This window comes from Variovorax sp. Soil_C_33 (assembly GCF_057656935.1).
On sequence record NZ_JBDGJK010000004.1, the window covers coordinates 219,243 to 232,742 of the forward strand.

9 protein-coding genes are annotated in these 13,500 nt (G+C 70.8%); 4 read left to right on the forward strand and 5 right to left on the reverse strand.

Going from position 1 to position 13,500, the window contains the following annotated elements:
* The first annotated feature begins 1 nt into the window (after nt 1).
* A complete protein-coding gene (locus tag AC3A6B_RS08780) occupies nt 2-3,754 on the forward strand; it encodes a two-partner secretion domain-containing protein (RefSeq protein ID WP_487836331.1) in 3,753 nt (1,250 codons plus the stop codon).
* A gap of 15 nt (nt 3,755-3,769) precedes the next feature.
* On the opposite strand, the gene AC3A6B_RS08785 is transcribed toward AC3A6B_RS08780, so the two are convergent.
* Nucleotides 3,770-4,687, reverse strand: coding sequence for a LysR family transcriptional regulator (locus AC3A6B_RS08785; RefSeq protein ID WP_487836332.1), 918 nt, complete (start codon nt 4,685-4,687; stop codon nt 3,770-3,772).
* A gap of 143 nt (nt 4,688-4,830) precedes the next feature.
* Between AC3A6B_RS08785 and AC3A6B_RS08790 the strand changes: the two genes are divergently transcribed.
* Nucleotides 4,831-5,235: a RidA family protein gene (locus AC3A6B_RS08790; RefSeq protein WP_487836333.1), complete on the forward strand. Its 405-nt coding sequence runs from the start codon at nt 4,831-4,833 to the stop codon at nt 5,233-5,235.
* Between the two features lie 9 nt (nt 5,236-5,244).
* Here AC3A6B_RS08790 and AC3A6B_RS08795 read toward each other — a convergent pair whose 3' ends face one another.
* The 4 genes from AC3A6B_RS08795 to AC3A6B_RS08810 form a co-directional block, all read right to left on the reverse strand.
* Nucleotides 5,245-6,024: a hypothetical protein gene (locus AC3A6B_RS08795; RefSeq protein ID WP_487836334.1), complete on the reverse strand. Its 780-nt coding sequence runs from the start codon at nt 6,022-6,024 to the stop codon at nt 5,245-5,247.
* Nucleotides 6,025-6,040: 16 nt separating this feature from the next.
* Nucleotides 6,041-8,026 (reverse strand): ATP-binding response regulator, encoded by a 1,986-nt coding sequence (locus AC3A6B_RS08800; protein WP_487836335.1) that lies wholly within the window; start codon nt 8,024-8,026, stop codon nt 6,041-6,043.
* Nucleotides 8,023-9,024 carry an ABC transporter substrate binding protein gene (locus AC3A6B_RS08805; protein ID WP_487836336.1) on the reverse strand — a complete coding sequence of 334 codons (1,002 nt, stop codon included), beginning with the start codon at nt 9,022-9,024 and terminating at the stop codon, nt 8,023-8,025. Before AC3A6B_RS08805 ends, AC3A6B_RS08800 begins: the two co-directional genes overlap by 4 nt.
* 170 nt (nt 9,025-9,194) lie before the next feature.
* A complete protein-coding gene (locus AC3A6B_RS08810) occupies nt 9,195-11,087 on the reverse strand; it encodes an ATP-binding response regulator (RefSeq protein WP_487836337.1) in 1,893 nt (630 codons plus the stop codon).
* 236 nt (nt 11,088-11,323) lie between these two features.
* Between AC3A6B_RS08810 and phnD the strand changes: the two genes are divergently transcribed.
* Both phnD and AC3A6B_RS08820 read left to right on the forward strand, forming a co-directional pair.
* On the forward strand, nt 11,324-12,352 hold the full coding sequence (gene phnD, locus AC3A6B_RS08815) for a phosphate/phosphite/phosphonate ABC transporter substrate-binding protein (protein ID WP_487836431.1): 1,029 nt from the start codon (nt 11,324-11,326) through the stop codon (nt 12,350-12,352).
* A complete protein-coding gene (locus tag AC3A6B_RS08820) occupies nt 12,312-13,373 on the forward strand; it encodes a phosphate/phosphite/phosphonate ABC transporter substrate-binding protein (RefSeq protein WP_487836338.1) in 1,062 nt (353 codons plus the stop codon). Before phnD ends, AC3A6B_RS08820 begins: the two co-directional genes overlap by 41 nt.
* The last annotated feature ends 127 nt before the right edge of the window (nt 13,374-13,500 follow it).

A 13,500-nucleotide genomic window follows, 5' to 3' on the forward strand; every position in this document is an offset into this window, starting at 1 on the left:
CATGAAACACATTCATAGCTCCGCGCGCTTCAGCATGCGTCCCGTGGCGCTGGCCCTGGCGTGCATGGGCGCTGCCCCGGCCGTTGCGCAACTGCCGACCTGGAACAACTTCCAGGTGCGCGGCGGCGCCGTCGCGGTCGGCACGCCGACGGCCGGCGGCACGCAGCTGGGCATCGTGCAGGGCACGCAGCGCGCCATCGTCGACTGGCAGGGCTTTTCCATCGGCCCGGGCCATGCGGTCAACATCGCGCAGCCGGGCGCCGCGAGCGTGCTGCTCAACCGCGTGACGGGCAACGAGCTGTCCACCATCGCCGGCGCGTTGAATGCCAACGGACGCGTGTTCCTGGTCAATCCGAACGGCGTGTTGTTCGCGAATGGATCGAGCGTGAATGTCGGCGGCCTGGTCGCCTCCACGCTCAAGATGGGCACCAGCGACGCCGACTTCATGGGTGGCAGCGAGCGAGTGGTGTTCAGGCAGGACGGCACAGCGCTCGGCACAGTCGAGAACCGCGGCAGCATCACGGCAGCGAACGGCGGCACCGTGGCGCTGGTCGGCGGGGCGGCCGTCAACAGCGGCAGCATGGTTGCGCAGGGCGGCACGGCCGCGCTGGTGTCGGCCGACACGGTGACGGTGGACTTCGCCGGCGACGGCCTCACCACCTTCAAAGTCTCGCCGGGCCTGTTCGGCAACGTCGAGAACAGCGGCCTGGTGCAGGCCGACGGCGGCCGGGTGGTGCTGATGACCACCGCGGCCAGCCAGCTCGCGCAAGGCGTCGTCAACACGCGCGGCGTGCTGCGCGCCGATTCGCTGGCTTCGCGCAACGGCGAGATCGTGCTCGACAGCGGCAGCTCGGCGGCCGGCGTGACCATCAATGGCGGCCTGCTCTCGGTCGCGGGCAACGAGAACGGTCTCCAGGGCGGCACGGTCGATGTCAGCGGGCGCACGATCCTGCTGCAGCCCTACGTGCCTCCGCTGGCGTTCGCGGCACTGGCGGCGCTTCCGCCCTCGGGCGACGGGGTCATCGACGCGAGCGGCGCGGCCGGCGGCGGGCGCATCCGGCTGCACGCCGCGGCGGTCGGCGGCGACCCGCAGACCGGCGCCATCGCGGTCGCCGCCGGCAGCCGCATCGGCGCCGATGCCACGGCCGCGGGCAACGGCGGCGACGTTCGTCTCCTGGGCGAGCGCACGCTGCGCGCCTACGGCACCATCAGCGCGAAGGGCGGCCTGAGCGGCGGCAACGGCGGCTTCATCGAGACCTCGGGCGGCTACGCCATGCCCTCGGGCGAGAACAACGGCGGCATCGACCTGGCCGGCCTGCGCACCGATGCCTCGGCACCGAACGGAACGGCCGGCCAATGGCTGATCGACCCCTTCAATGTCACGATCGTCAGCGGCACCAAGAGCGGCAGCCTGACAGGCAATCCTTTCGACCCCGTCGCCACCTCGACCATCCAGGATGGCGACATCAACGAAGCGCTCAACGGCGGCACCAGCGTGCGCATCACCACCGGCAATCCCGCGGCCGGCTTGCCTGACCAGGGCACCATCACATTGGACGATGTGCAGATCGAATACAGCGGCAGCAAAGGGGCGTTGACCTTCCAGCTCGACGCCCATCGCAACATCCTCGTCAACGGCGCATCGGTCATCGCCTCCGTTGGCGATCCGCTGAACGTGATCCTCAACGCCGACGCCAACGGCACCTCCGCTCCCTTCGGCGGCGGCACGGTCACCGTCAATGGCGCCATCTACAGCAACGGCGGCAATGTCGCGATGTCGGGAAGAAGCGTCGATGCCAGCTGCACCATCTGCCTGAACACGGCGCTGATCGACACACGCACCGGCAACAAGCGGGTGGCTCCTCTTGTCGCCGGGGTGTACACCGGCGGCAGCAATGCGGGCATCGGCGGATCGGTGCAGCTCACCGGCGTCGACACGGGCACGGGCGGCGGCTTCGTCAACGGCGCGGTGTTCATGCAGAACAGCACCATCATCACCGCCACCGGCAACGTGACGATGTTCGGCGCGCGCAGCGAGGGCAGCGGCGTCCAGCTCGAAAGCTTCGACGCCAGCACCACCATCATCACCACCGGCGGCAACGTCTCGGTGACGGGCATCGGCAGCTTCTCGAGCAACAGCTCCGAGCCGCCGGGCCATGGTGTCGTGATCAACGGCGAAACCATCACCACCGTCGACGGCAACATCACGGTGACGGGACGCCGGCTGGACGGCGACACGGCCGGCAACGGCGTGCTGCTGCGCGACGGTGCGCTGTTGCAGACCACCGGCAGCGGCGACATCATCGTCACGGGCCAGTCCGACGGCGGTGCCGCGGGCGTGAACATCGCGCCCCAGGCCTCGCCGACCGCGCCGCCGGCCGGCCGCATCGACGGCAACCGCAACGTCGTGCTGCGCGCGGTCAACGACGGCAGCACCGATGCACTCGCGATCGGCGGCACGGTGCGTGCGGGCAATACGCTCGACCTGCGGCCGGGCGGCGTGGACCTTTCAGGCAACGGGCTGGACCGCCCGGACGTGCCGATCACGCTCGGCGGCGCGGCGGCCACCGGCTTCGCGGTTTCGGCCGCCGAGTTCGCGCTCCTCAACACGCCGACCATCGTGGCCGGCAGCAACACCCATGCGGCCGACATCAACGTGGTGGGCCCGCTCGCGCTGGCCTCGGCGCTCACGCTGCAGAACGGCGCGGGCGGCAATATCAACCTCGGCGCGGCGGTGTCGACGCCGCAGCTCGGGCTGCTCAGCGCCGGCAACATCACGCAGGCCGCCGCCGCGGCGATCACGGCCGGCACGCTGCTCGCGCGCTCGACCGGCGGCAGCGTGGAGCTGCGCGATCCGCTCAACAACGTGGGCACGGTCGGCGGCGGCGCCGCGGGCAGTTTCGCTTACGTGGATGCCGACGCGGTCACCCTCGGGCCGGTGACGGTGACCGGCTTCGATGCCGCGAGCAACCTGCCGCAGCCGGTCTCCGCCACCTCGATGGCGGCCGACACGGTGTTCGTGCGCACGTTCTCCGGCGACCTCTCGCTCGGCACCCATGTCGCGAGCGGCAGCGGTACCGACCTGGTGGCGGCAGCGCGTTTCCAGAATCTCGGGGCCTTCACCATCGCCGGTGCGCCCTGGCGCGTCTGGGCCGACACCTGGGCCGGCGAGACGCGCGGCGGACTCGCCGGCTCGGGCCTGCTGCCCAACCTCTACCACTGCGCCTACCTGGGCCTGTGCACGGTGTCGGTGCCCGCGGGCGCCAACCACTTCATCTACGCGCAGCAGCCGAGCGCCGTCGTCTTCATCCACAACGCCGCGCGCCCCGGCGGCGTGCCGAACCCGCTGTTCACCTACAGCATCACCGGCCTGATCCTGGGCGACACCGGCGCCGGCTTTGCCGGCGCCGCATCGAGTCCGGCGACGCCGTTCAGCCTGCCGGGCCTCTACGCGATCAACGGCAGCTTTACTTCGGCCGAGGGCTACGCGGTCAGCGTGGTGCCGGGGCTGCTGACGGTGGGTGGACTCGTGGAACTGATCAAGCCCGACGTGGTGCGCGAGAACCAGAGCACCTGGCTCTACGACCGCAACATCGGCCCGGCGCCGATCTGCCTCGCGACCGCGCCGCTGGGCGGCGACCGCGCCGCGCAGGGCGGCGACGTGCTGGCACGCGAATGGTCGCGGGTGCGCTCGCGACCGAACCTGACCAATTGCATCGATACCGAAAGACGCGACGGCTGCGCTGATTTTTGAGCCTTCCGTCGACGCTCATCGGACGGTGACAGGCGCGTGTTGTGCCATCAGCTCAGCGACCCAATCGATGAACACGCGCAGCTTGGTGCTGACATGCCGGTTCGGCGGAAACGCCACGTACATCGGCATCGGATCCAAGCGCCAGCCCTCGAACAGGGGCACCAGCTCGCCGCGTGCCAGGTGCGCCTTGGACATGTAGTCCGGCAGCCAGAGCACGCCCAGGCCGGCCAAGCCGGCCGCGAGGTAGGCATTGCCGTCGTCGACGGCCAACACGTAGCGGCCTTGCACTTCGATGCTCTCGCCGTCGCGGTGCATGGCGTACGGAAAGGGCTTGCCGCTGCGCGACCACAGGAAGCCCACGATGCGGTGATGCGTGTTTTCCAGCTCCCGGGGGTGCGAGGGCGTGCCGGCGCGTTCCAGGTAGCTCGGCGCCGCGCAAACCCTGAGCTGCAGGTCGCCCACGCGGCGTGCCATCAGCGACTGGTCGGTGAGTTCGCCGCCGCGCACGACGCAGTCCACGTTCTCGCCGATCAGGTCCACCATGCGATCGCTCACGCCCATGTCGAGCTGGATGTCGGGGTAGCGCGCGTGGAATGCGGGCAGCGCCGGCACCAGAATCATGCGAGCCAGCGGGCTGGGCACGTCCACCCGCAGCCGGCCCCTGGGCGACGCCGAGGCGCTGGACAGGCTGGTCTCGGCATCGTCCATGTCGGCCAGCAGGCGCACCACGCGCTCATAGTAGGCCGCGCCGTCGGCCGTGACGTTGACCTTGCGCGTGGTGCGGTTGAGCAGCTTGACGCGCAGCCGTGCCTCCAGCTGCTGCACCAATTGCGTCACGCTGGTCTTGTTCATGTGAAGCGTCTCGGCCGCCTTGGTGAAGCTGCGTGTTTCCACCACGCGAGCGAATGCGTGCATCGCGTCAAAACGGTCCATCACTGCTCCAGATGCTTGGAAGATTGTTTGGATTCTGCAAATAGTGATTGTTGGTCTTGCTCGTTTATCTGGGAGGCACGGGTCCCTAAAGTCCCTTCATCGTGATAACCGGGTCGGCTTCGACCCATTCAAGAAGGCAATCCATGACTCAGCGTGACGTCGTTTTTCCGCCCGGGCGCCAGGCGCTCTATGAAAGGAATCGCTATTCGCCGGCGGTCCGGTCCAACGGCTTCCTGTTCGTTTCAGGGCAGGTCGGCAGCCGCGAGGACGGCTCGCCCGAGCCCGACCTGGAGGCGCAGGTCCGGCTCGCGTTCGACAACCTGAACGCGATCCTGGCGGCCGCAGGCTGCACGTTCGACGATGTGGTCGACGTGACCGTCTTCATCGTCGATCCCGAATCGAGCTTCGACACCATCTGGAAGGTGGTGCCGGAGTATTGGGGCAAGGCGCCGCACCCGACGCTGACCGGCGTCGGCGTGACGTGGCTCTATGGCTTCCAGTTCGAGATCAAGGTGATCGCGAAGCTTCCCGAGACCAGTGATGGCTGATCTTGCGCCTCATCGCGCCGCCAGCGCCCGGCCGAAGTCGCCGGTGTAGGTGCGCAGCCCCTGGTGCGTGAGCCTCGAGCGCGCATCGATGAAGATCTTGCCGCCGACCGACTGCCAGCGGCGGCAGAACGCGTAGTCCTCGCTCAGGTAGCGGCCGTTGTCCGGTTCGGCCATCACGTCGAAGAAGCGGTAGTGCGGCCAGGCGCGCGAGGCCACATCGCCCGCGGCGGCATCGGGCGAGTAGCGCAGTTCGGGGCAGGCGGCGGCCAGCCGCTCGAACACCGTGCGCGCGATCAGCATGAAGCCCGTGGGCGCATCGAGCGTCTCGACGAAACCGTCCGCGTCCACCGCGCGCTCGCCATCCAGCGCGTTGGCCGGAAAGCGCGCATGGACAGCTTCGAACTGCTCGCGCGTGGTTCCCGCGGGCAACGGCGCGTGCAGGCCTTCGGCCGGCCAGCCGTCGCTCTTGAGCGGGTAGACGCCGGCCACGACATCGCGGCCGGCGAGCAGCAGCCGTAGCGCGGCCTCGGCCTCGAAGCCGATGTCGGCGTCGATCCAGAACAGGTGCGTCCAGCGCGCGTCGGCCATGAACTCGGCCACCAGCCGGTTGCGTGCGCGCGGGATCAGGCTGTCGCCGTCGAGAAAGCGGGTCTGCATCGCGAAGCCATGGCTCCAGGCCAGGTTCACCAGGCCGAGCAGGCTGCGCACGTAGCTCGAGCTCATCGCGCCGTTGTAGCTCGGCGTCGCGATGAAGGGGCGGATGTCTTTCAGGGCGGAGATGTCGAGCATCGCTGCATTATTGAACTCATGCGTTGCTGCGGCGAGTGGACAACAACGCCCTGAGCTTCGCCGGCGCGACCGGCTTGGTGAGCAGCATCACGCCGCCCTGGCGCAGCCGCTGCAGCACCTCGGGCCCGGTGGCGCCCGAGACCAGCACCGCCAGCGCATCGGGCTGCAGCCGGCGCGCCGCGTCGATCACTTCCATGCCGTCCTCGTCGCCGGCCAGTTGCAGGTCGCACAGCAGCACGTCGAAGCGCGTGCCCGCGTCGGCGAGCCGGGCGAGCGCCTCGCTGCCGGTGGCCACGCATTCCACTTGGCAGTCCCACTGCTGCAGCAGCGCGCGGCTGGCATCGAGGATGGCCGGGTCGTCGTCCACCACCAGGCAGCGCAGCCCGGCCAGCGGCGACGCGGCCAATGGCTCGAGCGCCGGCGGCAGCACGTCGCGCGGGTTCGCGCGCGGCAGTTCCAGCGCGAAGCTGCTGCCGGCCTGCAGCGCCGAGCGCAGGGCGATGCGCGTGCCGAGCAGCGCAGCGATGCGCGCGCAGATCGCGAGCCCGAGGCCGAAGCCCTGGCGGCGGTCGCGCTCGGTGTTCGCGACCTGGTAGAACTCTTCGAAGATGCGCGCCTGGTGGATCGGCGCGATGCCCACGCCGTTGTCGCGCACCTCGATGCGCACCTTGCCGGCGCGGCGCCGCGCCAGCACCAGCACGGTGCCGTCGGGCGAGGTGTGGTGGATCGCGTTGCTGACCAGGTTGCCGACGATGCGCAGCAGCAGCGCCGCATCGGTGCGCACCGCGAGGCCGCGGTCCATCCACAGCAGCCGCACGCGCGCTGCGGCGGCGCGCGCCCCATGCTGGGCGTCGAGCTGGTCGAACAGCATGGCCAGCGAGACGTCGGTGATCGCCGGCGTCAGCACCTGCGCATCAAGGCGCGAGATCTCGAGCAGGTCGTCGAGCAGCACGCCCATGAACTCGGCGCCTTCCTGCAGGCGCAGCACGGCCGGCCGCTGCGCTTCGGTGGCCGTCGGCAGCAGGCCGTCGATGAACAGGCCCATCGCATGCAGCGGCTGGCGCAGGTCGTGGCTGGCCGCGGCCAGGAAGCGGGCGCGCGACAGGGCCGCCTGCTCGGCCTCGGCCATGCGCTGCAGCGCGACAGCGGTGGCCTCGCGCACCTGTTTCTCGCTCTGCTGGCGGTTGCGCTGCAGGCGCTCGGCCAGGCGGTTGATGTCGTGCGCCAGGCTGGCGAGCTCGTGGCGCGCGCGCGGCGCGCCGGTCTCGCCCTCCTGTTCGCTTGCATGGCGCGCGACGACGTCGCAGCGCGCGTCGAACCGGCCCGCCTCCAGCGCCGCCACGGTGCGCGAGATGCGCCGCAGCGGCTGCGCGACGGCGCGCGCCGTGTGGCGGACCCAGGCCCATGCCGCGAGCAGCGCGATCATCGCGATGCCGATGCCCGCCATCAGCGAACGCGTGCGTTCGCGCGCATAGGCCGTGGTGTCGCGGAAGGCCTGCACCAGGCCGATGGGCGTTTCGCCGGCGGCGGTCGAGCCCTCGGGCGCGAAGGCGCTGGCGCGCGAAGCCTCGCGCAGCGTGACCGGCGCGGTGAACATGCGCAGCAGCGCCAGCGGCGCGGTCTTGGGGCCGGCCGTCACGTAGACGCCGGCGCTGTTGCTGATCTCCACCCGCGTCACCTGGCCGCCGCGCAAGGCGGCGTTGGCGACGTTCTGCAGCGCGGGCAGGTCGCCGGCGTAGAGGCTCAGGTCGGACATCGCGGCCACCTGGCGCGCCACGGCCTGGCCCTCGGCATTGAAGGCGGCTTCGAGCGTCTCGAGGCGGCTGTGGGTGAACCAGGCGGTGAGCGCAATGGCCACGGCCGCGCAGGGCACCACGCCGAGGCGGAACAGGTCGCGCTGCAGGCTGCCGCCGACCACGAGGGTGCGGCCGTCCGTCGCCGGAGGGTCCGTCGGTCGTGCGGTGGATGCGGGCACGGCCAGACCGTGGCTGGGCGATGTCATCGGATGGCGGTCACCCGCTCGGTCAGTTCCCGCTCTTCCGGAATGCGCAGGCCCAGACCACGCGCCACGGTGGTGTTGACGCGCACTGTGGCCGGCGTCGCCGCCTCGACCAGCACGCCGGCACCGGCCGGCGCGGCGGCCACCTTCTGCCCGAGCGCGCGCGCCTGCAGCGCGAGCTGCCCGGGCGTCGAAACCGCGGCGGCGAGCCCGCCCGAACGGACCAGGCCGTCGCTGGTGCCGAACACCGGCAGGCCGGCGCCGGCGCCCGCACGCAGCACCGACAGCGTGGCGGCCTGGCTGTCGCCGATCAGGTCGGGCAGCACCATGAGCGCATCGCTGCGCGGCACCAGCACGCGCAGCACCGAGGCCAGCGAGGCCGCGTCGGGCGCGTATTCGACCTGCAGGTCCCAGCCCTTGGCCGCGCGCTGCAGCTCGCGCACGATCGGCTCCGATTCGGCCGTCGCCACCACGCCGAGCCGGCGCTTGTGCGGCAGCACCGCATCGATGAGCGTCAGCTGGTCGGCCATCGACGGCTCGCGCAGCAGCACGCCGACGTGGCGATCGGTGCGCCGCAGTGCGGGGCTCGCCTTGAGGCTTTCGTAGTCGAGCCGGCTCAGCATCGCGAGCACCAGCGGATCCTGGCCCGGCCGCTCGATCGCCGCGCGCGCCGCCACCGGCCCGACGGCCATCGTGACCGGCATGTCCGCCGGGGCGCTCGGCCGCATGCCGCGGGTGCGCACGCCGGCCGTCACGCGGTCTTCGACGGCGCTCGCAAGCTCCGGCGCCGGCGCGCCCAGGCGAACCAGGTCGAAGCGGCTGCCGGCCTCCTGGGATTCGCGCAGCAGGCGCACGAATTCCGTGTGGGCCGCCAGCTCGTCGGCGACCAGCACCGTGAGTCCGGCCGCGTGCGCGCCGCCGGCGAGGAGCAGGGCGGCGAAGGCCATGCCCGCGAGGGTGAGCAGCCCCTGAAAGAGCGCTGGAAATCGATTCGCAAACATGAAACTGCACCTGCAGTGGGTGATGGACCCAATGTACGGAGGCGGCCTGCTTCGCGCGATAAGGCGGAGGGCTTATGTCGGCCTGCACGGCGGTGGATTGCCGTGCAGGACCGCACAGGCTCGCGGCCTGTCGGCCTATCTCTGACGTCGTATCCCTGCCAACGGCCTTCTTACAGCACCGCCTGGCGCACCGCCGCCAGCTGCGCGTTGATGGCCTGCCGCAGCAGCTTCGGCGACACCGGCTTGTAGAGCACGGCGACGCCCGAGTTCGCCACTTCGCGCAGCCGGTCGGGCTTGGTTTCGCCGGTCACCAGCAGGCGCGCGGTGGCCTCGCCGATGCCGCGCGGATGGCGCTCCAGCGCGGCCAGCACATCGAGGCCATTGTCGCCGCCCTGCAGCAGCAGGTCGCTCACCACCAGGTCGGGCGGCCGCTCCCATTCGTCGGCCAGCGCGAGCGCCTCGTTGCGCGTCTGCGCGGCCATCACCTCGACGCCCCAGTTCGAGAGCACCACCTGCAGGCCCTCGAGGATGGTGCGCTCGTCGTCGATCACCAGCACCCGCACGCCGCGCAGGCTCGGCTCGTCCTCGCTGCCGGCACCGTAGAGCGGGGCCGGCGGGGCCGCCGGCGCCGCCGCCGCGGGCTCGGCGGCGCGCACCAGCACGCGCACGCAGGTGCCCTTGTGCGGCTGCGAGCTCAGCTCGACGCGCGTGTTGAGCAGCGCCGCCAGCCGCTGCACGGTGGCCAGGCCCAGGCCCATGCCGCGCGCGTCGCGGCCCTGCCGGCCGTGCGACTCGACCTGGTAGAACTCCTCGAAGACCCGCGACTGGTGATGCGCCGCGATGCCGATGCCGGTGTCCACCACGTCGATGCGGATGCCGCGGCCGCGCCGGCGCGCGCCGATCAGCACGCCGCCTTCGGTGGTGTGGCGCAGCGAGTTCGACACCAGGTTGTTCAGGATGCGCGAGAGCATCACGTAGTCGCTGCGCACCCAGAGCTCGGTCTTGCGCACCACCAGCCGCAGGTTCTGCTGCTCGGCCACCGGCCGGAAGTTGCGGCTGATCTCGTCGAGCAGGCGGTCGAGCGCGAAGTCCGCCCACTGCGGCTGCAGCACGCCGGCATCGAGCTGCGAGAGGTTGAGCAGCTCCGAGAACAGCCGGTCCAGCGAGTCGACGCATTCGCGGATGTGGCCGATGCGCTGCAGGCGAACCGGGTCGGTCTCGCCGTTGGCCAGGCCGTCGGAGAACAGCGTGAGCGCGTGCAGCGGCTGGCGCAGGTCGTGGCTGGCGGCGGCCAGGAGCCGCGTCTTGGCCTGGCTCGCCACCTCGAGCTGCTGGTTCTTGCTGGCCAGCTCGGCCGTCGCGCGGGCGATGCGGTTTTCCAGCTCGCCGCGGCTTTCCGACAGCGCGCGCGCCGCCTCGTTGAAGCCGTGCTGCAGGCGCCGCACCTCGGCCGTGCCTGCGACCGCCACCTGCGCGTCCTCGCCGGCGCCCAGCCGGTCGACCGCCTCGCCGAGCGTGCGGATCGGCGCGCTGATACGGCGTGCCGCCCACCAGCCGGCCAGCCCCACGCCCACCAGGCTGGCCGCCAGCACCAGCACCACGTTGATCCAGACCGATTGCTTGGCGCGCTCAACCGCGTCGAGGCTGATCTCCACCATCACCTTGCCGGTGTGCTTGCCGTCGTCGCCGATGATCGGCGCCACCACCTGCAGGCCCTCGCTGCGCTCGCGGTCGGCGGTCTCCGAATTGGCCAGGATCTCGCCGTCCTCCGACCAGATCTGCACCTGCTGCACGTGCGGCTGGTAGCTGCCCGATTGCGCGGTGCGCTGCAGGGCGCGGCGGTCCATGTGCTGCAGCTGGATCTGGGCCACGGTCGCCACCTGCAGCGCCACGGTCTGCGCATTGGCGCGCATCAGCTCGGTCACGCTCGCGAGGTGCTGGCGCGTCAGCACCGCGATCGCACCCAGCGTCGCCACCATGGCAGGCAGGAGCGCCAGCAGCACGAGCTGCTGCGCCAGCGTCAGGCGCACGAGCAGGCGGAGGGCGCGAAAGGGCCAGTTCATGGGCGCATCAGACGCGCGGCGACGTGAATGTCAACCACCGACTTAGGTACATGTCTAGGGAAAAACGTCACGAATCCGATCGAAGTTGGTTTCTAATTGTGTTCTCGACAGAACCGCTTTGACCAGCCCCGAGGCCCCCAGCCAACGCGTTCCAGAAGAAGATGCAATTTCCTGTCCGTTGCGCCGCCGGTGTTCCCCTTGCTTCTCCCGCCCCGCATTCCGGGCGTTTGCGGATGATGGCACGGCGCGCCGCCGCCCTGCTGGGGCGCTGCGCGCTGGCGTTGCTGCTGGGCGCGCCGCTCGCGGCCGCGGCCCAGACCTCGGGCGCGGCCGCCGCCAAGACGGCGCCGCTGCGCTTCGGCATCCTGCCGCTGGGCGGCGCCTTCGAATCGCGCAACGACTGGGAGCCGCTCCTCGGGGACCTGAGCCGCGCCATCGGCCGGCCGGTCAGCGTGCTCTCGGTCACTTCCTACGAGGCGCTCGAGCAGGCGATCCAGCGCGACCAGGTCGACATGGCTTTCCTGTCCGGCAAGATGGCGCTCGATGCCGTCACGCAGCGCCGCATGAGCGTGGTGGCCCAGGTCACGCGCCACGACGGCCTGCCCGGCTACCGCGCGCTGCTGCTGACGCGCAAGACAGGGCGGCTCACTACGCTGAAGGACCTGCTGGCCCAGCCCGAGCGCTGGCGCCTGGCGCGCGGCGAGAGCCGCTCGGTGTCGGGCTTCATCGTGCCGCAGCTCCAGCTTTTTTTGCCGAACCACATCGCCATGGAAACGCGTTTCGCCAGCGAGGTCGTGGGCACGCACCAGGCGACGGCGCTGGCCGTGGCCAACGGCGAGGCCGACGTGGCGACCAACAACACGGCCGACTTCGAACGCTTCAAGCTCCAGTTCCCGGCCGAGGCCGAGCGGCTGCAGGTGATCTGGGAGTCGGAGCTGATCCCGCACGCGCAACTGGTGGTGCGGCGCGAGTACAGCGCGGAGTTCCAGAAGAAGGTGCAGGCCTTCCTGGTCGACTATGCGCGCGCCAAGGGGCCGCGCGGCGACGCCGAGCGCGCCGTGCTGAGGTCGCTGCACGACCTCGCCGGCTTCGTCGCGGCCGACAACAGTTCGCTGCTGCCGGCCGCCAAGCTGGCTTACCAGCTCGCCAGGCAGAGCGCCCTGACCTCGCAATGGGTCAACGAGGCGGCGCGCCAGGCCCGGCTGCAGCGCATCGAGAGCAGTTATGCCGAGCAGGTGGCAGTGTTGCGCAACGGCGCACCCTGAGGGCGGCGCAAGACGCGGCGTGCTGCGCACCGCGGTGCGCTGCGCATTGGCCGCGCTGCTGGGCTCGCCGGGTGCGGTACTTGCGCAGGGCGTTCGGGCGGAGCCGGCGCCGCCGTTTCGCTTCGGCGTGCTGCCGGTCGGCGGGGCGGTTGAATCCCGCACCCACTGGACGCCGCTGCTCGACGAGCTCGGCCGCGCGATCGGACGGCCAGTGAGCATGCTGTCCCTCACGTCCTACGAATCGCTGGACAGGGCCATCCAGCGCAAAGAGGTCGACCTGGCCCTGCTGCCGGGCAAGCTGGCGCTCGACGCGGTCACGCAGCGACGCATGAACGTGCTGGCGCAGGTTTCCCGGCACGAGGGTGCGCCCGAGCATCGCGCCGTGCTGCTGGCGCGCAAGACCGGCCCTGCGCTGGCCGACGTGCTCGCGCGGCCGGAGCGCTGGCGGCTGGCGCGCGGCGACACCCGCTCGGTGTCGGGCTTCATGGTGCCGCAGCTCGAGCTCTTCCTGCCTCGCGGCATCGCGATGGAAACGCGCTTCGAGAGCGAGATCGTCGACACGCAGCAGGGCACCGCGCTCGCGGTCGCCAATGGCGACGCGGACGTGGCCACCAACAACACCACCGACTTCGGACGATTCAAGCAGCAGTTCCCGGCGGAGGCCGATCGGCTGCAGATCATCTGGCGGTCCGAGCCCACGCCGCCTGCCCTGTTCGTGGTGCGGCGGGAACATCCTGTGGCCTTGCAGAAGACGCTACAGGCCTTCCTGGAGGACTACGGCCGAGCCAAGGGACCGCGCGGCGATGCCGAACGCGAAGTGCTCAAGTCCCTGCATGCGGCGCTCGGCTACGAGGCGGCGGACAACGCGGCGCTGCTGCCCGCCGCCGCCCTCGACTACCGGCTCGCGAAGCAGCAGGCCCTGAGCGCCAGGTGGGTCAGCGAAGCGGCGCGCCGCGCGCGGCTTGCGAGCATCGAGAACCGCTACGCCGAACAGGCGGCCATGCTGCGCGGCGGATTCTGAGCGCGGCCTCGGCCTCATAACACGAACGACTTAAGCGAGCTTTCTCGCGGAATCTCGCCGCTGCGCATTCGGTCACGAAAGCGCGGAGATTCCTTGCGCACAGGTTGAAGCCTCGACCGTGGCCGCC

What these genes read in the sequence shown, in the direction of transcription:
- AC3A6B_RS08780 (WP_487836331.1), top strand. Translation starts at nt 2, where the DNA reads ATGAAACACATTCATAGCTCCGCGCGCTTCAGCATGCGTCCCGTGGCG.
- AC3A6B_RS08785 (WP_487836332.1), bottom strand. Translation starts at nt 4,687, where the DNA reads ATGGACCGTTTTGACGCGATGCACGCATTCGCTCGCGTGGTGGAAACA.
- AC3A6B_RS08790 (WP_487836333.1), top strand. Translation starts at nt 4,831, where the DNA reads ATGACTCAGCGTGACGTCGTTTTTCCGCCCGGGCGCCAGGCGCTCTAT.
- AC3A6B_RS08795 (WP_487836334.1), bottom strand. Translation starts at nt 6,024, where the DNA reads ATGCTCGACATCTCCGCCCTGAAAGACATCCGCCCCTTCATCGCGACG.
- AC3A6B_RS08800 (WP_487836335.1), bottom strand. Translation starts at nt 8,026, where the DNA reads ATGACATCGCCCAGCCACGGTCTGGCCGTGCCCGCATCCACCGCACGA.
- AC3A6B_RS08805 (WP_487836336.1), bottom strand. Translation starts at nt 9,024, where the DNA reads ATGTTTGCGAATCGATTTCCAGCGCTCTTTCAGGGGCTGCTCACCCTC.
- AC3A6B_RS08810 (WP_487836337.1), bottom strand. Translation starts at nt 11,087, where the DNA reads ATGAACTGGCCCTTTCGCGCCCTCCGCCTGCTCGTGCGCCTGACGCTG.
- phnD (WP_487836431.1), top strand. Translation starts at nt 11,324, where the DNA reads ATGGCACGGCGCGCCGCCGCCCTGCTGGGGCGCTGCGCGCTGGCGTTG.
- AC3A6B_RS08820 (WP_487836338.1), top strand. Translation starts at nt 12,312, where the DNA reads ATGCCGAGCAGGTGGCAGTGTTGCGCAACGGCGCACCCTGAGGGCGGC.